Below are 24,404 nucleotides of genomic sequence, written 5' to 3'. Positions count from 1 at the left end.
GATGACGAAGAATCTGCTGGATACCGGGCCGCCCCGTCGCGACGGCCTCACCTTCGATCAAACCGTGCCGCGCACGCTCGCCCATCGCCGCGCCCTCGGCGAGGTGTACGTCGCGGACACCGTGCAGGTGGGGCCGGACGAGTTCCTGGCCGCGATCCAGCTGCCGCGCGCGCACTCGCTGTGGTTCGACCGGACCGTCGACTACCACGATCCGCTGTCCACCATCGAGGCGATCCGGCAGGCGATGCTCGTCGTCGGCCAGCGGTACGGGCAGGTGCCGGCCGATACCCCGCTCAGCTTGCAGCGCATGGCCTTCAGCGTCGAGGACCTGAGCGCATTCCGGGACGACCGGCGCGCGCCGCTCGAGGGCATCGTCCGGATCCACTCGGATCAGGGCCGCCCGGGCGACTACTTCGTCGACACCGCGTTCGAGGCGACCTTGACCATCGACTCCGCGTTGGCATTGACCGTGCGCGGCAGCGGGATCGTGTTCACCCGCGATGCCTACGACGGCATGCGGCTGGTCCAGCGCGCCGAACGCGCTACTGGGGTGACGGGCGCCGGGCCGGTCGTCACCCTGGTCGAACCGGTGCGGGTGGGCCGCCGCGATCACCGGAATGTGGTGTTGGCGACGGTGCCGCACGACGACGGTGTGGTGCTGGTCGTCGATCAGAGCCACCCCTCGTTCTTCGATCACCCCTACGACCACGTCCCCGGTCCGCTGCTGCTGGAGGCCTTCCGGCAGGCGGCGATACTGGCGGGCGGCCGTCCGGACACGCCGGTGGTGACCGCCGCCGAGATCGAGTTCACCGGATTCGCGGAGTTGGACGCGATCGTCGAATGCACCACCGAGGCCGACGCCGAATCCGGTGTGGGCGGAACCGAAGTCGTCGTCGATTTCCACCAATTCGGTAAGCAGGTCGCGCACGGCCGCATCGAGTTGTCCCCGTATCCCGCCGATAGTTACCGATGAGCATCCCCGTCGATCTCTCCGAATAGCCCGAACGTGTAGAACCGTTCGGCCGCAATCTAACTCGTGAAATCGAGACGTCCGTCGCGCAAGCTCGCGTCCGGGCCGGACTCGTGCATGCAGGAAGGCGAACAACGATGGCCACCGAATCCGACCTCCGCAAGTACCTCAAGCGGGCCGCGATCGATCTCCAGGACACGCGACAGCGGTTGCAGGACATGGAATCCCGGATGCACGAACCGATTGCCATCGTCGGCATGGGGTGCCGGTTCCCCGGCGATATCCAGAATCCGGCCGACCTGTTCGAGGCGACGCTCGAAGGCCGGGATCTGATCTCCGAGTTTCCGGCCGATCGCGGCTGGGACATCGACTCGGCCTACCACCCGGACCGGGATCACAAGGGTACGTTCTACGTCCGCCGCGGCGGATTCCTCACCCGGCCCGGCGATTTCGATCCAGGCTTCTTCGGCATCTCGCCGCGCGAGGCGTTGGCGATGGATCCGCAGCAGCGTCAGCTGCTCGAAGTCGCCTGGGAGGCAATCGAGAACGCGAGCATCGATCCAACCACGCTGGCCGGCAGCGCGACCGGCGTGTTCGCCGGGGTCATCACGCCGACGTTCCGGTCGGACCCCGACGATATCGGCTCGTTCCACGGCATGATGCTGACCGGCAATACCGGCAGCATCGCCACCGGTCGGATCGCCTACGTCCTGGGCCTGGAAGGTCCTGCGGTAACGGTGGATACGGCGTGCGCGTCGTCGCTGGTCGCGCTGCATCAGGCGGTGCGTTCGTTGCGCAGTGGTGAGATCTCGATGGCGCTGGCAGGCGGCTCGACCATGATCACCGGTATCGACGATTGCGTGGAGTTCTGCGCGATGGGGGCGCTCGCGTCGGACGGGCGGTGTAAATCGTTCGCGGACAATGCCGATGGGTTCAGTGTCGCCGAGGGGGTCGGGGTCCTGTGTCTCGAGCGACTATCCGACGCTCGCCGCAACGGTCGGCGGGTGCTGGCGGTGATCCGTGGTTCCGCGGTGAATCAGGACGGTGCGAGCAATGGGCTGACCGCGCCGAATGGTCCGGCTCAGCAGCGGGTGATCAAGCTGGCGCTGTCGGACGCCCAGCTGGCCGCACGCGAGGTCGATGTGATGGAGGCCCACGGCACCGGCACCGCGCTGGGTGATCCGATCGAGGCGACGGCCCTGCTGGCCACCTACGGCCGCGAACGGGTGAACGAGCCGTTGCTGCTGGGGTCGGTGAAGTCGAATATCGGGCACAGCATGGCGGCCGCCGGAGTGGCCGGTGTGATCAAGATGGTCGAGGCGTTGCGGCGCGGGATCGTGCCGCCCACCCTGCACGCGGATATCCCGAGCACGCAGATCGATTGGGACAGTGGGCAAGTGGCTTTGGTCACCGAGCCGAGGGAGTGGCCGGCCAACGGGCACCCGCGCCGTGCCGCGGTGTCGTCGTTCGGCATCAGCGGGACGAACGCGCACCTGATTCTGGAGCAGGCGCCGGTCGAGGAGGCCGTGCCCGCTCCGGAACGGATTGTGCCGCCGCTGATCCCGTGGGTGGTCTCGGCGAAGAGCCGGGACGCGCTGGTCGGTCAGGCGCGGCAGCTCGCGCGGCGGGTTCAGCAGGACCCAGACCTGGATCCCACCGATGTCGGACTGTCGCTGGTGAATTCGCGGACCCGTCATCCGCATCGTGCGGTGGTGCTCGGACACGGTCGCGACGAGCTGACGGCCGGGCTGGCGAATCTGGTGGCGGGCAGCGACGTTCCCGGTGTGGTGGTGGGCGCCGGTGCGGTCAAGGGCAAGACCGTTTTCGCGTTCTCCGGGCAGGGATCGCAGCGACCGGAGATGGGACGCGAGCTGTACGACGCTTTCCCGGTGTACCGGGCGAAGTTCGATGAGATCTGCGAGTTGTTCGAGCCGTGGCTGGCGCGGTCGCTGCGTGCGGTGGTCTTCGCCGCCGCCGACAGTGACGATGCGGCGCTGCTCGATCGGACCGATTTCACTCAGGCCGGGCTGTTCGCCGTCGAGCTGTCGTTGTTCGAGCTGCTGCGGAGCTGGGGCGTGAAACCCGATGTCGTGCTCGGGCATTCGATCGGCGAGATCGCCGCGGCCTGTGCCGCAAGCGTGTTGTCGTTGCCCGACGCGGTGCGGCTGGTGGCCGCGCGTGGCACGTTGATGGCCGCGTTGCCTACCGGTGGTGCGATGATCGCGCTTGCCGCGGGGGAGGAGGTCGTCGCGCCGTTGCTGTCCGGGCGGGATGGCAAGGTCGGTATCGCGGCGGTGAATTCGCCTGGTTCCGTCGTTATTTCGGGAGCCGAAGCGGAAGTCGAAGAGGTCGCCGAGGGTTTGGTGGCCGAGGGGATCAAGGCCACGCGGCTGCGGGTGAGTCATGCGTTCCATTCACCGCTGATGGCGCCGATGCTCGCCGAATTCGACGCTGTCTGTGCCGAACTGACCTACCACGAAGCGACGTTGCCGGTCGTCTCGAATGTGACCGGCCGGATCGCGACGCCCGATGAGCTGCGCGATCCCGGGTACTGGGTTCGGCATGTCAGTGCCCCGGTGCGTTTCGCCGACGGCGTTGCGAGCGCTACCGAATATGCCAGGGCCGGTGCGACATTGCTCGAGATCGGGCCGTCGGCGGGGTTGACCGGTCTGGTCACCGAGAGTTTGGCCGAGGATGACGAAGCCGACTTCGTTGCCGTTCCGGTCTCGCGTGCCCAGCGCCCGGAACCGGTCGCCCTACTGAGCGCGATCGCCGTGGCGCACGGTCGTGGCACGCCGGTCGACTGGTCGGAGTTGTTCGCCGGAACCGGCGCGCAGATCGTCGAATTGCCCACGTACGCTTTCGATCACACGAACTACTGGATCAGCAGCGGGAACGGCTCGAGCGATCCACGGCAGTTCGGTTTGGGTGCGGTGGAACATCCGTTGCTCGGTGTGCTGGTCGGTGTGGCCGATGGCGGCGGGGTGTTGCTGTCGGGGCGGCTGTCGTTGTCGTCGCACGCATGGCTGGCCGATCACCGGGTCGGCGGACAGGTTCTGTTGCCGGGGGCCGTGTTTGTCGAGTTGGCGTTGTTCGCGGCGGGGGTCGTGGATGCGTCGCGGGTCGGCGAGCTGGTGTTGTCGGCGCCTTTGCTGCTCGGTGAGCGGGGCGCGGTTCAGATACAGGTCCGGGTGACCGAAGGGGAGTCGCTGGGGGAGTGGCGGATCGGGGTCTTCTCGCGGGCCGAGGGTTCGGGCGAGGCGGAGTGGACGAATCATGCGGCGGGGGTGCTGGATTCGGTGGCGACGCCCGCCGACGTCGGCGCGGATATGCGCGTGTGGCCACCGGTCGGCGCGGTGCCGATCGAGGTGGGGGACGTGTATGAGTCGTTCGCGGCCGGTGGGTATGAGTACGGGCCGGTGTTCCGAGGAGTGAATTCGGTGTGGCGGCACGGGGAGGAGTTGTTCGGCGAAGTGGTGCTGCCCGAGAGCGCGGCCGGCGCCTCGGGGCAGTTCGGTTTGCATCCGGCCCTGTTGGATGCGGCACTGCAAGTTTCGCTGGTGGGGGACTTGGACCTGGGCGAAGTGGGGCCGGTGCGGTTGCCGTTCGTGTGGGAGGGGGTGTCGCTGGCGGCGGTGGGCGCTTCGGTCGTGCGGGTGCGGGTGGCGCACTCGGGTGATCGGCTGGAGGTGGTGCTGGTCGATCCGGCCGGCGAGCTCGTCGCGCATATCGAATCGCTTGCCCTGCGCGATATTTCGACCGACACGCTAATCGGCCCGCCCGCCTCGATCGCCGATGCGCTGTTCGAATTGCACTGGGACGCTTCGCCGCAGACCGAGATCGCCGCCCGTGGGGACTGGAGTACGCTCGCGGATCCGGTGGCGAGCGAAGGCCGACCGTGGGAGTTGGAGCGCTGGAGTGATTCCGGCCGGGACACCATCGTGCTCACCTGTCCGCCGGGCAGCCTGATCGCCGATCCGCAGTCCTGCGTGATCGGTGTGCTGGAACGTATGCAATCGCTGCTGGCCGAACCGGATTACGCGGCCGCCACCCTGGTGGTCGTCACCCACAGTGGTGTCGCGGTCGACGGCGGCGCGGACATCGATCCGGGTCAGGCCGCGATCTGGGGTCTGTTGCGTAGCGCGCAGAGCGAGAACGAGGATCGAATCGTCCTGCTCGACCTGGATTCTCGCGCCGACCGTGCGATCGGGTCGGCGATCGCGGAACGAAGGGCGGCGGTGGCCGCGGTATTGGCCGCCGGCGAAGCGCAGGCAGCCGTCCGGCGCGGTGCCGTTTTCGTGCCGCTGCTGGCGCGGGCGGGCGCGGATACGACGACAGGTGCGCATCTGGCCGAATCAGGGTCCGCGTGGCAGTTGGGTGTCTTGGATAAAGGCACGCTCAACGGCGACAACATGGTGCTCGCGCCCGCCGACGACACGACGGAATTGGCACCGGGGCAGGTGCGCGTCGCGGTACGCGCGGCCGGGATGAACTTTCGCGATGTGCTGATCACGTTGGGCATGTATCCGATCGAAGGCGCACCGGTCGGTGGTGAAGGGGCCGGGGTCGTGTCGGCGGTCGGTCCCGGCGTCACCCGATTCGAACCCGGCGACCGGGTGATGGGCTTGTTCGCCGGTGTCGGATCGAACGTCGTCGCGGATCAGTCCGGCGTGGTGCTGATCCCGTCGGGCTGGAGTTTCGAGCAGGCTGCGGCGGTGCCGGTGGTGTTTGCGACGGCGTATCACGCATTGGTCGATCTGGCGGGACTGCAATCCGGTGAGCGTGTGTTGATTCATGCGGCGACCGGTGGTGTCGGCTTGGCGGCGATTCAATTGGCGCGGCATTTGGGGGCCGAGTTGTTCGTGACGGCCTCGGAGCCGAAGTGGCCGGTGCTGCGCGAACTCGGCTTCGGCGAAGAGCAGATCGGGAATTCGCGAACCCTGGACTTCGAGCAGAAGTTCTTGGCTCAGACCGAGGGCCGGGGCGTGGATGTGGTGCTGGATTCGCTGGCCGGTGAATTCGTCGATGCGTCACTGCGATTGCTACCGCGTGGTGGTCGATTCCTGGAGATGGGTCTCACCGATCTGCGAGATCCGGCACAGATCGCCGCGGCCTATCCAGGCGTGCGCTACGAGGCGTTCCAGCTGATGGAGCTACCCGCGCCACACTTGCAGAAGATCCTGAGCGAACTGTTCACGCTGTTCGAAGCCGGAGTGCTGCAACCACTTCCGGTGACGCAGTGGGATGTGCGGCGCGCGCCGGAGGCGTTCCGGTACCTGTCGCAGGCGCGGCACATCGGCAAGAACGTGCTGACGGTCCCGCGGCAATTGGATCGCACCGGCACCGTATTGATCACCGGCGGGACTGGTGGATTGGGCGCGGTAGTGGCGCGGCACCTGGTTGCTCGGCATGGTGTCGAACATCTGGTGCTCGCGTCGCGGCGCGGTCCGGCCGCTGCGGGCGCGACCGAGCTGGTCGTTGATCTGCGCGAAGCCGGGGCGAGTGCGGAAGTGGTGGCCTGCGACGTGTCCGACGGTGATGCGGTGCGCGCGTTGGTGTCCGGCATCGATCCGCGCCGTCCGTTGACCGGGATCGTGCATACGGCAGGGGTGCTCGATGACGGTCTGTTCACCGACCTGACTCCCGATCGCGTAGGGAAAGTGCTCGCGCCCAAGGCGAATGCGGCCTGGCACCTACATGCCGCAGCGAAAGACCTTCCGCTGTCGATGTTCGTGATGTTCTCCTCGATCGCCGGGACGGCCGGTTCACCCGGGCAGTCGAATTACGCTGCGGCGAACGCGTTTTTGGACGCGCTCGCGCTCTACCGGCAGCGGCGGGGTCTGGTGGCGACGTCGATCGCCTGGGGTCTGTGGGAGCAGGCGACCGGAATGACCGCGTCGTTGACCGACATCGACCGTGGCCGGCTGCGCGCCGGTGGATATCTGCCGATCGCCACCGACGACGGCATGGCGATGCTGGATGCGGCGCTGGGCTCCGGGCAGCGGTCGGTCGTAGCGTCGAGGATCGATATCGCGGCTTTGCAGAAGGCGGAGACGGTGCCGTCGATGCTGCGTGGTGTCGTGCGACGGATGCGCAAGGCCGCGGATACGGGGCAGGCTTCTGGCCTGGTCGCCAGTCTGACCGGACTGGGTGCGGCCGAACAAAGCCGGATTCTGTTGGATCTGGTGCGCGCGCACGCCGCCGCGGTGCTGGGGCATGCCTCGGCGGAGGCGGTCGGTGCCGACGACGTGTTCAAGGACTTGGGTTTCGATTCGCTGGGCGCGGTGGAGTTCCGGAACCGGCTGAAGAACGCTACCGGGTTGAAGCTGCCGACGACGGTGGTGTTCGACTACCCGACCGCGGCGGCGCTGGCCGGGTATATCGCCGCCGAGATCGTGCCGGTCGAGGACGCCGTGGATCGGATCGTTGCCCAGGTAGACGCGCTGTCGGGGGTGTGCGACGGGGTCGAGCTGGATCGGTCCGACGTCGCCGCCGTGACCGAGCGGCTGACCGAGATCATCCGGAGTTTGCAGGGCAGTGGCGGTTCGGGTCTCGATCTGGATGCCGCCGACGACGACGAGATCTTCGACTTCATCGACCAGGCGCGTCCCACCGGCTACGTGTGACGCACCGCAGGGACGGCTCGGCGCTGACGCCGTCCTGATTTCGGCAAGACACTATCGATATCGAGGGATCTCATGCTACGAACCGATCTCATCCGTCCAGTGCAGGACATTTTGCGGGACAACGTGATTCGATTCGGCGACAAGGTCGCCTTCACCGATCCCCGGCGGTCTGTCGGATACGCGGAGCTGGAGCGGCGCACCCGTCGGCTCGCGGGAAATCTCGGCTGCCGGCGCGGCGATCGGGTCGTGCTGATGCTCGGCAACAGCGTCGAGATGGCCGAGGGATACCTGGGTGTCGCGCGAGCAGCGGCGATCGGGGTGCCGGTCAACCCCTACTGCTCAGATGCCGAACTCGACCATATCTTGCTCGACAGCGGAGCGAATGTGCTGATGGCACAGGCGAGTTCCGTGGCACGACGGCGAGAGTTGTTGGCTCGGCATCCTGATGTGCGCATTGTGGTCTCAGGCGAATCGGGCGAAAACGAGCGTGCCTTCGAGGAATTGGCCACCACGGAACCGGTGACGGCCGCGCGGGACGACCTCGGCGTCGATGACATCGGCTGGATCCTCTACACCTCGGGGACCACCGGGCAGCCGAAGGGTGTGGTCACGACGCTGACCAAGGCGCTGTGGGGCACGGTCGCCGGTTACATTCCCGGGTTCGGGATGAGCGCCGACGATCGGCTGTTGTGGCCGATGCCGTTGTCGCACTGCCTCGGTCATCATCTGGGCGTGCTCGGCGTCGTTGCCGTCGGTGCCGGCACGCTGCTGATCGACGGATTCGCCGCCGGGCCGCTGCTCGACGCGCTCGGCTCGACGTCGCCGACTGTGCTGGTCGGGGTGCCTACCCTGTTTCAGCAGTTGGTCCGGGTAGGTGCCGAGGCAATCCCCGCACATGCGTTGCGGGCCTGTTGGTTCGGTGGCGCACCCGGTTCCGATGAACTCGGCCGGGCGGTCGAAGCCACGTTGGGCGTGCCGTTGCTGAATACCTATGGCGCGAGCGAGGCAACCGGGGCCATCACCGTCAATCCGCCGTCGAACCGCAACACCCCCGCTTCGGCCGGGCTTCCGATTCTGGGGGTCAGCACCCGGATCGTCGATCCCGGCACCGGTTTCGACGTGCCTGCCGGTGCCGAAGGGGAGCTATGGGTCGCCGGTCCCGGTGTGATGGTCGGCTACTACAACCGGCCCGATCTGACGGCCGAGGTGCTGCGCGGGGAGTGGCTGCGCACGGGTGATCTCGCGCGCCGCGACCCGCTGGGTTATCTCGACATCACCGGCCGGATCAAGGAACTCATCATTCGGGGCGGCGAGAACATCCACCCGGTCGAGATCGAGAACGCGGTCAAACGCGTTGCGGGCGTGCAGGATGCGGCGGTCTGCGGCAAGCCGCACGACACACTTGGCGAAGTGCCGATCGCCCTCGTCGTGCCCGATCCTAGCGGCTTCGAGGTCGGTGCGTTGTTCGCTGAATGCCGAAAAAGCCTCGAGCACACCAAGGTTCCGTTCGAGGTGTACGAAATCGACGCCGTGCCGAGGACCATGTCCGGAAAGATCCTCCGCCGCGAGCTGCCGCTGCTGGCGAGCCGGCTGCTGGGCAGCATCGAGGCCGAATCAACGGGCCAAGCCGATGAGTGGGCGCAGCCCGATGCCGCCGTCCGTGCCGAGTTGGCAGCCCGGCTCGCGACCTTGTCACCGGCCGACGGGGTCGCTCTGCTGTGTGACCGGATCTTCGAATCGGTGGCGACGATCATCGGCGACACCCATCGCGACGTCGACGGCACCTTCACCGACTGGGGGATCACCTCGGTGGGTGCGGTGGGACTGCGCAACCAACTCGTCACCGGCACCGGGCTGGATATACCGGCCACATCCGTATTCGATTACCCCACACCGGAAATACTCGCCGGTCATCTGCGTTCGTTGCTGCTCGGCGAGGAGCAGCCAGCGCCACTCCCGACCGCCCCGCCCGCCGACGACTTCGCGCGGCGCATCGCCGCGATCGAGTCCATGGATCCGGCCGAGCTGGTCCGGCTGGCTTCGGTTGGCGCCCAGACGGTTCCCGAGGCAGCCGACGACGGCGAAGGAGACGGCGAACAGTGACGACAACCGAGAAACTGGTCGAGGCGCTGCGCAATTCGCTGCTGGAGCAGGAACGACTAAGGCACGCCGGCGCGGAAACCAGGGCCGCACTGGCGGAACCGGTCGCCATCATCGCGATGGGTTGTCGTTATCCAGCCGATGTCCGCACACCCGAGCAGCTTTGGGACCTGGTGGCCGACAGCGTGGACGCGACGTCGGAGTTTCCGGCCGACCGGGGCTGGGATCTGGCGAACCTGTTTGATTCCGAACCGGGGCAACCGGGTAAGAGTTACGTACGCCGGGGCGGATTCCTGCATGACGCGGCCGAGTTCGACGCGGGGTTCTTCGGCATCTCGCCGCGCGAGGCGACGATCATGGATCCGCAGCAGCGTTTGCTGCTCGAGGTGTCGTGGGAGACCGTTGAACGCGCAGGCATCGACCCGATGTCGTTGCGGGGCAGCGACACCGGCGTCTTCGCCGGAGTGATGTATCACGAGTACGGCACGGACGTGGTGGGCTCGGCGGGGTCGATAGTCTCGGGCCGGCTCGCCTATACCCTCGGCCTGGAGGGGCCGGCGATCACCGTGGACACCGCGTGTTCGTCCTCGCTGGTGGCGGTGCATCTGGCGGCGCATTCCCTGCGGATGCGGGAGTGCGGGCTGGCGCTCGCCGGCGGTGTGGCGGTGATGACCGCGCCGACCTCGTTCGTCGAGTTCTCCAAGCAGCGCGGGCTGGCCCCGGACGGGCGCTGCAAGGCGTTCGCCGCCGCGGCGGACGGGGTGGGCTGGTCCGAGGGCGTCGGCGTGCTGCTGCTGGAACGGCTCTCCGATGCTCGGCGCAACGGGCATACCGTGCTCGCGGTGGTGCGCGGTTCGGCGGTCAATCAGGACGGGGCAAGCAATGGACTGACCGCGCCCAATGGGCCGGCGCAGCAGCGGGTCATCCGGCAGGCGTTGACGAATGCACAGGTGGCGGCCGATGGGGTGGACGTCGTCGAGGCGCACGGGACCGGCACGACGTTGGGTGATCCGATCGAGGCGTCCGCGCTGCTGGCGACCTATGGACGAGCGCGGCCCGCCGGGGAACCGCTGTGGCTGGGGTCGGTGAAGTCGAATATCGGGCATACCCAGGCGGCCGCGGGGGTGGCCGGTGTGATCAAGATGGTGGAGGCGATGCGCCGGGGGACGATACCGCCGACCCTGCATGTCGATGCACCGAGTCCGCATGTGAACTGGTCGGCCGGTGGGGTGGAACTGGCAACGCGGATGCGCGAGTGGCCGCACCGTGATCGTCCGCGCCGGGCTGCGGTGTCGTCGTTCGGTATCAGCGGGACGAACGCGCACGTGATCTTGGAGCAGGCGCCGGTCACCGAATCCGCCAGAGCGCCCGAACGGTTCGCGCCGCCGGTCATTCCATGGGTGCTCTCGGCCAAGACGGCCGAATCCCTTGCGGGGCAGGCGCAACGGTTGCAAGAGCTGGTGGGCTCGGAGTCGAGTCCGGATCCGGTCGATATCGGGTACTCGTTGGTGACCTCGCGATCATCGTTCGCGCAGCGCGCCGTGGTACTCGGGGATACCAGGGAGACACTGGAAGCCGGGATTGCCGAGATCGCCGCCTGGGATACCCCGAATATCGTGCAGGGCCGCGCGGATGTGCGCGGTAAGACGGTCTTTCTGTTCCCGGGGCAGGGGTCGCAATGGGCTGGGATGGCGGCCGAGTTGCTCGAATCGTCGCCGGTTTTTGCCGAGCAGATCGGCCGGTGCTCGGCGGCGTTGAGTGAATTCACCGACTGGTCGCTGCTGGAGCGATTGCGTAGCAACAGTATTGGTGACAGCCCGGATGTCGTGCAGCCGGTGCTGTTCGCGGTCATGGTCGCGCTGGCCCGGCTGTGGCGCTCGATGGGGGTCGAGCCGGATGCCGTGATCGGGCACTCCCAGGGGGAGATTGCCGCCGCGCATGTCGCCGGGGTGTTGTCGCTGCGGGAGGCGACCCGGATTGTCGTGATTCGCAGCCGCGTTGTGTGTGCCATCGCCGGTCGGGGCGGGATGGTGTCGGTGCTTCGTCCGTTCGCCGAGGTCGAAGCGGCGGTGGAAGCTCGTTGGGCGGGGAAGCTTTCCATTGCCGTGGTCAACGGACCGACCTCCACGGTGGTGTCCGGTAGCAATGCCGCGCTGGATGAACTGCTGGCGCACTGTGAGGCGACGGGGATCGGTGCGCGGCGGGTGGCGGTCGACTATGCGGCGCATTCCGTGCAGATCGAGCCGTTGCGTGCGGAGATCCTGCGTGAGCTGGGCGAGGTGTCTTCGCGCTCCAGTGACATCGCCGTCATTTCATCGGTTACGGGCGAAGTGCTCGATGGTGCGGCGATGGATGCCGAGTACTGGTACCGGAATCTCTCCGAGACAGTGCATTTCGCGAGCGCCGTGCAGACCGCCTACGAGTTGCGTGGTCGCGGCTTCGTGGAGTGCAGTCCGCATCCGGTGCTCGGCGCCGATGTGCAGGAATTCCTCGACGATACCGAGGACGCGGAGCGCAGCGTGGTGGTCGAATCGCTGCGGCGCGGTGACGGTGGGCTCGGGCGGTTCCTGACTTCCGTTGCGGCGGCCCATGTTCGGGGTGTTCCGGTGGATTGGTCACGGGTCTTCGCCGGTTCCGGGGCAGTGCGGGTCGACTTGCCGACGTACGCGTTCGAACGTCAGCGCTATTGGTTGGAGACGACGCCGGCGGTTGCGGTTTCCGGGCTGGGATTGGGGTCGGTGGAACATCCGTTGCTGGGTGTGGTGGTGGGGGTGGCTGATGGCGGAGGTGTTCTGCTGTCCGGTCGATGGTCGTTGTCGTCGCACGCATGGCTGGCTGATCATGCGGTAGACGGGCGGATTCTGGTGCCCGGGGCGGTGTTCGTGGAGTTGGCGTTGTTCGCGGCGGATGTGGTGGGTGCGTCGCGGGTGGGGGAGTTGGTGTTGGCCTCGCCGTTGGTGCTCAGTGAGCAGGGTGGGGTTCAGATTCAGGTTCGGGTGACCGAGGGCGAGTCGTTGGGGGAGTGGCGGATTGGGGTGTTCTCCCGGGCTGAAGGTCTGGCGGAGGAATGGACCTGTCATGCGACCGGGGTGCTGGATTCGGTTGCCGCGCAGTCGGATGCGGGTGCCGAATTGCGGGTATGGCCGCCGGCGGGCGCGGTGCCCGTCGAGGTGGGGGATGTGTATGCGGCGCTGGCTGTCGCCGGGTATGAGTACGGACCGGTTTTCCAAGGGGTGCGGTCGGTGTGGCGGCGTGGGGGCGAGCTGTTCGGTGAGGTGGTGTTGCCCGAGGGCGGTGCCGGCGACGCGGGGCGGTTCGGGTTGCATCCGGCGTTGTTGGATGCGGCTCTGCATGTTTCGTTGGTGGGGGAGTTGGCCTCCGGTGGTGTGGGGGTGCGGTTGCCGTTCGTGTGGGAGGGGGTTTCGTTGGCAGCGGTGGGTGCGTCGGTCGTGCGGGTGCGCGTAGTGCGCGCCGGTGACCGGATGGAGGTCGTATTGGTTGATCCGGCTGGTGAACTCGTCGCGCATGTCGAATCGTTGGCCTTGCGTCCGCTCGCGGTCGATGGCATCAACAGCTCGGGTCGCGGTCTCGCCGATCTGTACGGCATGAACTGGATTTCGTTGACCAGCAGTGTGATTCCGGAATCCGACGACCCCTGGGAAACCGTCGATACGAGCGTCGGCTGGCTGCTGGAACGGTCTGTCACCGACCCCGGGATCCTTGCGTTGACCTGTCCACCGGAGCCCGATCGCCGAGGCAGCCATGATGTTCGAGCGGGAATCGTAGACCGGACGCACCGGCTGGTGCGCGAGGCCTTCGAGCTTGTCGCGAAGATGCTGTCGGACAAGCGATTCAGTGCCGCGACCGTGGTCGTGGTCACGCGCAATGCGGTGGCGATCGACGGCGGCGCGGATATCGATCCGGCGAGTGCCGCGGTCTGGGGCCTACTACGTTGCGCGCAGAACGAGAATCCCGGTCATATTGCGCTGCTCGATATCGATGAGGTGTCCGACTATCGCGCGGCCGTTCTCGCGCTGGCGTTGTCCGGTGAGCAGCAGGCCGTGGTGCGCCGGGGAATTCTCCAGGTCCCTCGGCTGTCCCGCGTCGGCGCGGATACGGTCGGGAATGCGGACCTGGCGGCGTCGGGCGAGCCGTGGAAGCTGACTACGTTGGGCACCGGCGCGCTGCACGGCGACAACCTGGTGCTCGAATCGGCTGATCCGGATATCGAATTGGCCGCTGACGAGGTGCGGGTGACGGTGCGCGCGGTCGGGATGAACTTCCGGGACGTGATCATCGCCTTGAATATGTATCCGCGCGAGGGTGTTGCGGTCGGCGGTGAGGGCGCTGGAGTCGTTTCTGCTGTCGGTTCGGGTGTGACGCGGTTTGTGCCGGGCGACCGGGTGATGGGTCTGTTCCCCGGTGCGGGCTCGTCGGTGATTACGTCTGAGTCATCGGTGGTGGGGATTCCGTCCGGCTGGAGTTTCGAGCAGGCCGCTGCGGTACCGGTGGTGTTTGCGACGGCCTACTACGCGCTGGTTGATCTGGCGGGGTTGCAAGCGGGCGAGCGGCTGTTGGTTCATACGGCGACCGGTGGGGTGGGTTTGGCGGCGATCCAGCTGGCGCGGCATTTGGGTGCCGAGTTGTTCGTGACGGCGTCGGAACCGAAGTGGCCGGTGCTGCGCGAGCTGGGCTTCAGCGACGACCGGATCGGGAATTCACGGACCCTGGATTTCGAGCAGAAGTTCCTGGCCCAGACCGGTGGTCAGGGCGTTGATGTAGTGCTGGATTCGCTGGCCGGTGAGTTCGTCGATGCGTCATTGCGGTTGTTGCCGCGGGGCGGTCGTTTCCTGGAGATGGGCGCGAACAACCTGCGTGATCCGGCGGAGACCGCTGCCGCGTATCCGGGCGTGCGGTATCAGGCCTTCGATTTGTCCGAACTGTCTGCGCCGCATTTGCAGCGGATCCTGAGTGAACTGTTCGCGCTGTTCGAAGCCGGGGTGCTGCAACCACTTCCGGTGACCCGGTGGGATGTTCGGCGGACACCCGAAGTGCTTCGGTTTGTGTCGCAGGCGCGGCATATCGGCAAGAACGTGTTGACGATTCCGCAGCCGCTGGACCGTGCCGGGACCGTGCTGATCACCGGTGGCACCGGTGGTTTGGGTGCGGTGGTGGCGCGGCATCTGGTGGCTCGGCACGGTGTCGAGCATCTGGTGCTTGCCTCGCGGCGTGGTCCGGCTGCCGAGGGTGTAGCGGAGTTGGTGGCAGAACTGCGCGAAGCCGGGGCATCCGTGGAAGTGGTGGTCTGTGACGTGTCCGACGGTGATGCGGTGCGCGCGTTGGTATCCGGTATCGATCCGGGCCATCCGTTGACCGGAGTCGTGCACGCCGCGGGGGCGCTCGACGACGGCTTGTTCACCGACCTCACTGCCGATCGAGTCGGGAAAGTGCTTGCGCCGAAGGTGGATGCGGCGTGGTATCTGCATGAAGCGGTGAAAGACCTTCCGCTGTCGATGTTCGTGCTGTTCTCCTCGATCGCGGGCGTGCTCGGTTCGCTCGGACAGTCGAATTACGCTGCGGCGAACGCGTTTTTGGATGCTCTGGCGGTGTATCGACGTCGGCACGGGATGGCGGCGACGTCGATCGCATGGGGACTGTGGGAGCAGGCGACAGCGATGACGGCGTCGCTGACCAAGGCGGACCGGGAGCGGCTGGCGGCGGGTGGGTTCGTGCCGATCGCGACCGACGACGGTATGGCGATGCTGGATGCCGCGGTGGGGTCCGGCCAGGGATGTGTAGTGGCGTCGCGAATCGATACGGCGGTATTGCAGAAAGTGGATACCGTGCCGCCGATGTTGCGCGGCATGGTGCGGCGGACTCGCAAAACGGCGGACACGCGGACAGGGCAGGCTTCCGGATTGGTGGCGACCTTGACCGGTTTGAGTCCCGCTGAGCAGGGTCGGATCGTGCTGGATGTGGTGCGCTCGCATGCCTGCGCCGTATTGGGCCATGCGTCCGTCGAGGCGGTGGGTGCCGATGATGTGTTCAAGGACTTGGGTTTCGACTCGTTGGCGGCGGTCGAGTTCCGGAATCGGTTGAAGAACGCTACCGGTCTGAAGCTGCCGACGACGGTGGTGTTCGACTACCCGTCGCCGACGTTGTTGGCCGGCTATATCGCCGCCGAGATCGTGCCCGCCGACGACGTCGTGGGACGGATTGTGGCTCAGGTCGATGCGTTGTCCGGGGCCTGTGATGGCGCGGAGCTGGATCGGTCCGACGTAGCCGCCGTCACGGCGCGTCTCACGGAGATCATTCGAAGTTTGCAGGGCGGCGATGGTTCCGGAATCGACCTGCACGCCGCCGAGGACGACGAGATCTTCGACTTCATCGACAGCGCGCCGACGGTGCACAAGTGAGCGCCACCGAGTCTTGTCCCAACAAGCCGGCGCGCCAAGCGTTCTGGCTCGATGAACAGAAAGGTACTGAAGCGTGATTTCGACCCGGACGCTGCAAACCACGTCCGATACCACGTTGTCGATGTTGGTCTCTGCCCCGGCGAAACCCGCCGCGGTGGCGGTGATTTTGCCCGCGATGGGTGTCGCCGCGAACTACTACAAGGACTTCGCCGCCCAACTGGCCGCCCACGATATCGCGGCGATCGTCGTGGATCTGCGCGGTCAGGGCGACAGTGTGCCCAAGAGCAGCCGCAGCGCGAACTGGGTGCACGCCGACCTGGTCGACGTGGATGTGCCCGCAGTGCTCGAACTGGCGGCAACAGAGTTCGCGGGGCTGCCGATCTTCCTCGTCGGGCACAGTTTCGGTGGGCATCTGGCGCTTCAGCGCGCCGCGCGGGCGCCGGAAGGTCTCACCGGTGTCGTGCTGATCGCCAGCGGTTCGGTGTGGTATCGGACCTATGACGGCATGATCCGTACGCGAAACCTGGTGTTCGGACAGTGGTTCGGGCTCATCGCCCGGACTCTGGGCTACTTCCCCGGCGATCGTGTGGGATTCGGTGGCCGTCAAGCGGCGGGCGTGATGACCACCTGGGCCCGCCAGGTCCGCAGCGGCATCATGACCGACGACGGGATCGCCACGGGCAACGGAGTTTTCGGCTTCACGCTGCCCCTGCTGACGGTGCGCATCGAGCGGGACGACCTGGCGACCGAGGCCGGCGTGCGGAGCTTGGCCGAGGCGGCACCGGATGCGCCGCACACGGACTGGATCTACACCTCGGCCGAGGCGGGTGGCCGGTTGGACCATTTCCGCTGGACCAAGCACAGCGGTCGGCTGGCCGCGCGGCTGCGGTCGTGGATGGACACCATCGTCACCGGCGCCGAATCCGCGCCGGAGACAACGCTATCGGAAAGGAACTCTTGATGAGCGCCGAAATCGGGCCGCGGACGGCACTTATCGTCGGCGGCGGCTGGTCGGGTATCGCCGCCGCCTGGTACCTGCACCGCAGTGGAGCGGCCGTTACCCTGCTCGATGAGCAGCCCACGCTAGGTGGCAGGTCCAGCACGGTGCACCTCGGTGATCGCCGGATAACCCTGGGCGGCAAAAACATCGGCAGTAAATACGAGGAGTTCAGGACCTTCGTCGCGGACATGAAGGGCGGGGAGTTCGAACACTTCGGAATCAACTCCTCGCGCGTGGTGAACGGGCGCGTGGTCACCGTCGACGGCAAGTCGCCGGTCGCGGGCATGCTCGAGGTGGCGCGGCGGGCCGGTCCGTTCGACATCTACCGGTTCCTGCGGTTGGTCGGCTACGTGCGCGGCGACGACGCCAACCGGTTCGTGCGCGGCCCGCAGTTCGTCCAGCTCAGTAAACGACGCGGCGATCCGGCGTTGGACGGCTACTTCCGCCGCAACCTGCTCGACGCGCTCATCCGGCCGATGACGGTGCGGATGAACGGCGCCGAACCCGACGAGATCCACCTCGCGGACTTCGGCGCGAATCTCGGCATGCTGCTGGACCGGTTCGACCAGCTCACCGACGGAATGGAACCGACGTATCGCCGGTTCGGCACGACGGTCACCGTCGAAAACGGCACCAGGGCAATCGGATTGCTGACCGAGGACGGTCGGGTCACCGGGGTGGACGCGATCGACGCAGCCGGACAGCCGCAGTCCTACGCGGCCGACCTCGTCGTGATCGCGATCCCGGGTCCCGCGGCCGCGGAGCTGCTCCGCATCGAGTTGCCCACCGTCGCAGACGAGTTGGCCCGCATTCGTTACAACCCGGCGACCGTGGTGGTCACCGAGTACGACCGGCCGGTGTTCGGTCCGGTCGCGCGATCGCTGATCTTCGAGCCCGACAGTGCTGTCAGCAACGCCGGCGCATACGGCGTCGACGATCGGCACATCGTCCGCTACACCTTCAGCGGCCGCGCCGCCCGCCCGTACCTGACCGAGGACTTCGACAAACTACGGATGCGCGCGGAAGCCCAACTGTCACCGCACTTTCCGGCGCTCGACGAGTCGAAAGCCGTTGCGCAGGTGGGTAGGCATTGGGAGCACGCGTTCTGCGCTTACAGCCACCAGCACGCCGACCGGGTCGCCCGCATCGATGCGGCGGCAAGCGCGGCCGGGCTGGTTCTCGTCGGCGACTATCGCCGGGGTACATCGATCGAGGCGTGCTTCCGCGGGGCCAAGGAACAGGTGGAAGTCGTCACCTGGGGTTAAGTGCCGCGGGTCTGGAGACCGAAAGGGTCTGTGCCCGTGTGGACGAGGGCGGCGGGTGCGCTCAGCGACTGGGCGGCCCGGCGGCGTCATCGGTCGCGTCGAGTTGCAGGGCGCGGTCGAGGAGGACCGGATCGTGCGCGTTGACGAGGAGCAGGTCCGAGGTTGGGGCGGCCCAGAGTTCGGCGAGGCGTTCGTGGTTGGCGCGCACCTCGGCCCTGTCGTGGGCGACGAGGCGTTCCATCGCGGTGAGTGCTCGGGGTGTGTGGGCGACGCCGTCGATCTGTCCGTGGTGGTAGAAGGCGTCGCCTGCGTGCAGGATCCATCGGTTGCCGGCGTCGACGGCGAAGGCGGCGTGACCGCGGGTGTGTCCGGGTAGGGCGATCATGACCAGGCCGGGTGCGATGTCGGTGAGTTCCTTTGCGGCGGTGAACCCGCGCCAGGGTTCGCCGTCTCCGGGTGTGTGCAGCACGAAAGCCGGGTCGTGGTCACGCTGTGTCGGCAGGTAGCGACCCCTCTCGACGAAACCTCGTGGACGGAGTGCCGCTTTCGCCTCGTCGGCGGTGAGATGAACTCTTGCCCAGGGGAAGTCGGCGAGCCCACCGCTGTGGTCGGCGTCGAAGTGGGTGAGCACGATGTCGCGGACATCGCGCGGATCGAAGCCGAGGCGTTCGATCTGCCGGATGGCGGTTTCGTTCTCGTCGAACAACGGGCGGACGAAGAAGCGGCTCGGCCCGAATCGGGCTCCCGGGTCGGCGACATCGCGCAGGCCTAACCCGCTGTCCACCAGGGCAAGTCCGGTATCGGTCTCCAGCAGCAGGACGTGGCAGACCAAACCGTCAGGGGCGCCAAGCGGGCGCATGGTGCCGCAGTTGAGGTGATGAATCTTCATCCGGGATCACGCGCCGAGGTTCGGCGGGGTGGTGGCGAGCAGGCGCGGATCGGGCTCGGTGCCGGTGGTGGCGACGGCTCCGGCGACCGCGCGGGCGAGGGTGAGCAGGTCGCGGGGTTTGCGTTTGTCCAGCCCGCCCAGCAGTTGCTTCAGGACGGTGAGCTGGTCGAAGTAGATGCGTTCGACCGCCAGGTTCTCCTGCTCGTCGAACACGAAGTAGGCCGTCATCCTGGTCCGGTGCGCCGAGCCGGTCGGCGGGATCTTCCCCAGCGGGCCCAAATGCGTTCCGAGGAGCCAGAACTCGACGATCACCGCGTCGTGACTGTGCCGCAGCGCGATGATCTCGTGGTCCTGGTCGGGGAAGGCGCGGCGGGTGTCGTGATAGTAGCCGCGGACCTCGTCGTTGCCGTCGTGCACAACCATCGGGGCGATCAGCTCGTAATGCGGGTGCGGGAACGTGGACAGCGTCGCGTCCCAGTCCTGGCGGACCTCGTCGTGGAAGTGGTCGAGGACCAGCTTCTCCCGTGCGCGCAGGACGTCTTCGGGCGGCAAGGTGAATCGTGTGGACATCGGTGTCTCCTGAAACGCATGGCGGACTCAATATCCACAGCGTGGGTTTTATGTGCCGCCCACGATATACCCACAATGTGGATTTAATCAACGGTTTGCGGCAGGATGACCCCATGACCAGCAACGTTCCCGCCGCCCGCCGCGGCCGACCGCCGAAAGGCGCCGGTCAGCTGACCCGAGCGGGGATCGTCGAAGCCACACTCACGGTCATCGACGGCGAGGGTGTCGGCGCGGTGGGCATGCGGGCGGTCGCCCGGGTGCTCGGCGTCGATCCGAAAAGCCTGTACAACCACGTCGACGGCAAAGACGGCCTACTTGACGCCGTCGCCGAGCACCTCCTTGGCTCGATCGAATTGCCCACGCGCAGTGGCGATCTCCGCATCGATCTACGAGCCATCGCAGACGCCTTCCGTCAGCGCGCCCTACGGCACCCGTCCGCCGCCGCCCTCGTGCTCACCCGCCAATTGGGATCGGTCGAGGGGCTGTTGCCGACGCAAGCCGTGCTGGAGGTACTCCGCTCCGCAGGTTGCGACCCGGAACAAGCAGTCCACCTACTGCGCACCGTGCTGGCAACCCTCGTCGGCACCCTCCTCCGAGAGGTCGACGCAACCCCCACCTACGGAACCACCGACGTCCCCGGAATCGCCGCCCGCCGAACAACATTGGAACAGTCGGGCCTGCCGGCCGTCATCGAAGCCGCCCCATACCTGGCGCGCTTCGACAGCCAGGCAGAGTTCGACTACACGATGGACCTGGCACTGGATGCCCTCGTCGCGCGGATCAGCGGATGAAGGAGTCCGGCGGCGCGCCGGTCACGAGCCGGTACACGGAGGTTCCGTCGCCGGCCTTCCGGCAGGACACCGCCTGGAGACCGCTGGTGATCAGATCGCTGAGGACGGCGCATACCTGACGTCGCAGCGCCGCGCAGTCGGCACCGCACGGATCCTCGTACGCGGTCGGAATGGCCAAGAGCATGGCCTCGGAGTCGCCGTGCGGATCGGGTTCGGGGCTGCCGGGGGTGAGCCCGGACGGTGGCTGCGGCCAGTGCGGGGCCGGTTTGGTGAGGTCCCAGCGGGTGATCACCCTGTCGGTGGGGTGGCCGCGGTCGCGCCCGGAGTCCTCGATGCCGTAGAGATTGGGCGCGAAGCCGCATCCGCGGGCGCCGAGCACGTCGAGGTAGAAGTACGCGTTCGCGGCGCGCAGCGGGTCGTAGGCCCACTGGGCAGTGCGCAATCCGCGGGTGAGTGCGATGCCGCGCAAGAAATGCATCAATGCTCGGCCGATGCCGGTGCTTTGCTGGTCGGCGCGTACTACCAATAGCTCCATGTAGTGGTATATCGAAGAAATGCGTCCGCCGCCGTCCAGGTCCAGGCCGGGGAATCCGTAGCTGAAGCCGACCAGTTCGCCATTCATGCGCGCGCCGAGCGCGATACTCCCATTATGCGCCAACGCGGTCAGTAGTCTGGGGCTGGGTGCGGGGTCCTCGGGCCGTAAAGCGAAGACGTCCCGGTAAAGCGCGATCGGGTCCGCCAGACTGCCGGGCTCGATCAGTTCGCTGACGATCAAGTCGCTTATCGCGGTCATGTCGCGAGATTACCGAATGATTCCAGATGGAAGTGGGCAAATCGGGGGAGTTTTCACCATTCAGTTATCAACCGGCAATCGCAGTGGGCCGACGTGGCCCGATGGGCGACTCAGCGGAGTCCGGCGACGCGGGCGAGCTCATGAACCTCCGGGCGGACGAGTCGATTGCCCTGCTTGATGAGATATTGCAGGGTCGACTGGGTGTCCGAGCCGTAGCGAAAGTCCTCGGGGCAGACATCGGCGGCTTTGCCGAGAGCGGAGGACGCGCCGGCGTAGTCGTTCCGGCGCGCGCACGCATATGCGCCGGCCAGGTGGAATCGCATTCGTCCGCCGACCGGGTGAGCATCCGGGACCTGCTGGCGCGCAGCGAGTTCGGCGGCCTGTTCGCAGTTGCCGCCCCAGAGCATGATCTCGAGGCGGGCGATCAGCGCTTCGGTGGGGCCGAATGGAATGCCGTAAACTGTATGGTCGCAATCGAACTGGTTCGCCACCTGCGTCGCGGCGACCGTCAGCCTGTTCGATTCGGCCACGTTCCCGGCCGCGGCGGCGCCCTTCGCCGCGAGTAACCGCAACGCGCCGATCAGCACGGTCCGGTCGGTGGAGTCGGCGGCCTCGGCCAGGCGCTGCGCGGCGGCTATGGCGTAGTCGTGGCATTCCTGCGCTTGCGCCAGTCCGAGCATGCCGTTGCCGGTATGCCACGCGCAGGCCGCCAGCTGCCCCGGATCCTGCGTCTGTTCGGCGACCATCGTCGCCCGGTCGGCGGCGGTGTAGGCGAGGTGGTGCGCGCCGACTCTGGTAAGGAATCGACGGGACAGATGATAGCCGTGCAATAATACATTTCCAGATTTGTCATCGTGCGTCAGCGAATACCGTATGCGCGCGGCGGTGACGACGGGCGGAAGGAATTCAGCCAATTCCGAGTATCTGGCCGGTGAGTGTTCCCAGATATTCTGGCACCGATGTAATCGGCCGGTCAGATCGTCGATGGATTCGGTGTCCAGGCCGGTGCCTCGAATGGGTGGATGGTCGATGATGCTGTGTTTCAGCGATTCGGCCAGGTCGTCTCCCGCCTGAACGCTCGCGGGTGCCAGCTGTGGCGGCAGCGCTATCAATTCCCGTAGGTCTTTTATGTGCAGCGCCTCGGCGAGCCGGAAGATCACCGCGATGCTGTCGAGCGGTTTGTTTCCGGATTCGACCAGGCGCAGCCACTCCTCGCTTCGACCCACCTGCTCGGCGAGGGCCCGCCTGGACAGGTCGCGCTGTCGCCGTAGTAATTCGAGTCGCTCGCCTATGGTCAGCGGGCCGGTTCTGGGACCTGGCGTGCTACTCACGAATCCTCCCCGTTCGGCCGGCCGAAGAAACCATCCGGATGGTTATAAGGAATTTGCGACGGAGTCGTACTCTGAGGTTTTACCCATCTGTCGGTCGAGTAATCTGTGAAAATTTCTCGGGCTCGGGCAGTTACGTCATGCCAAGCCGGCGGCGGCGAGCAGCTTGGCGAGGTCACGTCTGGTGAGGTGATGGTCGTGGCGGGAAAGTTTTTGCAGGGTGCGATGAGCCATCCAGTCGTAGCGGAGGTCTTCCGGGCTCGCCAGCTCGGCTTGTTGCAGAGCCAGCGTCGCGGCGAAGTCTTCGCCTTTGCGACCATAGGCATAGGCAGTGGTCAGGTAGTAGCGGGCACTCAGATCGACCGCGGCGTCATCCGGTAGGTGGACCTCCGCCGCGAGCCTGATCGCCTCGTCGACCTGGCCGAGTCGCAGCGCGATATCCATTCCGGTGATGGCGACTTCGGGGACGCCGAACCACACGGTGCGCGGACCGGCCGCTCGATCGAACCGCTCGGCGATCCGGGCGGCCTCGGCGATGAGCTCCTTGGACTGTTCGAGATCGCCCGCGCCCGCGGCGGCTTCGGCCGCCAGCAGTTTGAGCGCGCCGTACACCGGGCCTTCGGTTTCCGCTGATCGGGTGGCCGTGGTCAGGCGTTGCGCGGCGGCGAGCGCGTAGTCCCGGCTTTCCGCGTGGTAACCCATCGATAGCAGGGCGCTGGCCACGTGCCAGGAACTCACCGCGATGAGGACGGGTTGCGCGGGTTGGGTGAGGATGCCGATGGGCCGGTCGGCGACGAGCCAGGCCAGGTGGTAGTCGCCGACCCGGGTCAAGACGAAGCGGGCGAGATGGTAGGCCTCGACCAGGACTTTGCCCGCTTGTTCGAGCTGCCCGTCCGCGGTGGCCTGGGCGGCGGCGCGGATCGACCGCGCCGAGGTCAGTACCTCGGGTAGCCGGGCGGCCAGTTCGGTGTACCGGTGACCCGAACCGAGCCAGCTGGTCCAGCACTGGTCGAGGCCGGCGCGCACCGACTCCAAGGTGGGCAGCGGGTTCGCCACCGATGTGGCGAACACCTGCGTCGACGGGTGATCCATGATGGCCCGATTGAGCGCGGTGAGCTGCAAGCCCATTTCGCCCATGTCCCGCGAACCCGAGCGGCTCGACGAGGGCAGGCCGATCAACTCGACGGGATCGTCGAAGCGCAGGACCTCGGCGAGCCGGTACATCATCTCGATGCTGTCGAGGCGACGGCTGCCGCGCTCTATCTGGCGCAGCCACTCCTCGCTGCGTCCGGTCAATTCGGCGACCACCCGACGGGACAGACCCAGCCGGTGCCGCCGTAACTCGATCCGCTCTCCCGCGCTCAGCGCTCTGTGATTCACGACCATCTGAACCCTCTTCCCCGGTGGCTCGTGATCGGGTGACGCTCCTCGCTTTCGCGGGTCTTGCCTGCTGGAGAATGTAGTTTAACCGAAAAATGTTGCGGGGAAATATTTTTCGGTCCGGCTATGCGCGTGCAGATGCACATGCATCCGCCAGGGCGCGACAGGATGTGCCGATGGGTTGCCGGCGTCCTGCGGCGCACACAAAAGCGCTGGTCGTGATCGCTGATAATGGGGGAGGCGGGTGCCTGCGGTGTCTATCGGGGAGTGGTCATC

At 66.8% G+C, this 24,404-nt stretch carries 12 protein-coding genes; 7 read left to right on the top strand and 5 right to left on the bottom strand.

Features of this window, described 5'->3' with window-relative positions; translation table 11 throughout:
* Nucleotide 1 precedes the first annotated feature (1 nt).
* From AB0M22_RS34770 to AB0M22_RS34745, 6 genes are all read left to right on the top strand, one after another.
* Nucleotides 2-973 (top strand): AfsA-related hotdog domain-containing protein, encoded by a 972-nt coding sequence (locus tag AB0M22_RS34770; protein ID WP_364735980.1) that lies wholly within the window; start codon nt 2-4, stop codon nt 971-973.
* Nucleotides 974-1,107: 134 nt separating this feature from the next.
* Entirely contained in the window at nt 1,108-7,596 is a 6,489-nt protein-coding gene (locus tag AB0M22_RS34765) for a type I polyketide synthase (RefSeq protein ID WP_364735977.1), read from the top strand.
* 99 nt (nt 7,597-7,695) lie between these two features.
* On the top strand, nt 7,696-9,699 hold the full coding sequence (locus AB0M22_RS34760; protein WP_364735974.1) for an AMP-binding protein: 2,004 nt from the start codon (nt 7,696-7,698) through the stop codon (nt 9,697-9,699).
* Nucleotides 9,696-16,112, top strand: a complete 6,417-nt coding sequence (locus AB0M22_RS34755) for a type I polyketide synthase (protein ID WP_364735971.1) — start codon at nt 9,696-9,698, stop codon at nt 16,110-16,112. Before AB0M22_RS34760 ends, AB0M22_RS34755 begins: the two co-directional genes overlap by 4 nt.
* Nucleotides 16,113-16,185: 73 nt before the next feature.
* Nucleotides 16,186-17,073, top strand: a complete 888-nt coding sequence (locus AB0M22_RS34750) for an alpha/beta fold hydrolase (RefSeq protein WP_364735968.1) — start codon at nt 16,186-16,188, stop codon at nt 17,071-17,073.
* Nucleotides 17,073-18,377 carry an FAD-dependent oxidoreductase gene (locus tag AB0M22_RS34745; protein WP_364735965.1) on the top strand — a complete coding sequence of 435 codons (1,305 nt, stop codon included), beginning with the start codon at nt 17,073-17,075 and terminating at the stop codon, nt 18,375-18,377. The genes AB0M22_RS34750 and AB0M22_RS34745 overlap by 1 nt, the downstream gene beginning before the upstream one ends.
* Nucleotides 18,378-18,438: 61 nt before the next feature.
* Here the strand turns inward: AB0M22_RS34745 and AB0M22_RS34740 are convergent, their stop codons facing one another.
* A complete protein-coding gene (locus AB0M22_RS34740) occupies nt 18,439-19,266 on the bottom strand; it encodes an MBL fold metallo-hydrolase (RefSeq protein ID WP_364735962.1) in 828 nt (275 codons plus the stop codon).
* 6 nt (nt 19,267-19,272) lie between these two features.
* Nucleotides 19,273-19,836: an ester cyclase gene (locus AB0M22_RS34735; RefSeq protein ID WP_364735959.1), complete on the bottom strand. Its 564-nt coding sequence runs from the start codon at nt 19,834-19,836 to the stop codon at nt 19,273-19,275.
* Nucleotides 19,837-19,949: 113 nt separating this feature from the next.
* Between AB0M22_RS34735 and AB0M22_RS34730 the strand changes: the two genes are divergently transcribed.
* Nucleotides 19,950-20,627, top strand: a complete 678-nt coding sequence (locus AB0M22_RS34730; RefSeq protein ID WP_364735956.1) for a TetR family transcriptional regulator — start codon at nt 19,950-19,952, stop codon at nt 20,625-20,627.
* Here AB0M22_RS34730 and AB0M22_RS34725 read toward each other — a convergent pair.
* From AB0M22_RS34725 to AB0M22_RS34715, 3 genes are all read right to left on the bottom strand, one after another.
* Nucleotides 20,617-21,420, bottom strand: a complete 804-nt coding sequence (locus AB0M22_RS34725; RefSeq protein ID WP_364735953.1) for a GNAT family N-acetyltransferase — start codon at nt 21,418-21,420, stop codon at nt 20,617-20,619. The two genes, AB0M22_RS34730 and AB0M22_RS34725, sit on opposite strands and share 11 nt — an antisense overlap.
* A gap of 110 nt (nt 21,421-21,530) precedes the next feature.
* Entirely contained in the window at nt 21,531-22,751 is a 1,221-nt protein-coding gene (locus AB0M22_RS34720) for a helix-turn-helix transcriptional regulator (RefSeq protein WP_364735950.1), read from the bottom strand.
* 135 nt (nt 22,752-22,886) lie between these two features.
* On the bottom strand, nt 22,887-24,128 hold the full coding sequence (locus tag AB0M22_RS34715; RefSeq protein WP_364735948.1) for a helix-turn-helix transcriptional regulator: 1,242 nt from the start codon (nt 24,126-24,128) through the stop codon (nt 22,887-22,889).
* Nucleotides 24,129-24,404 lie beyond the last annotated feature (276 nt).

The organism is Nocardia sp. NPDC051756, assembly GCF_040681495.1.
Taxonomy (GTDB): Bacteria; Actinomycetota; Actinomycetes; order Mycobacteriales; family Mycobacteriaceae; genus Nocardia.
Note: the sequence above shows the minus strand (reverse complement) of the source record. Positions and strands in the feature narration are given on the sequence as shown.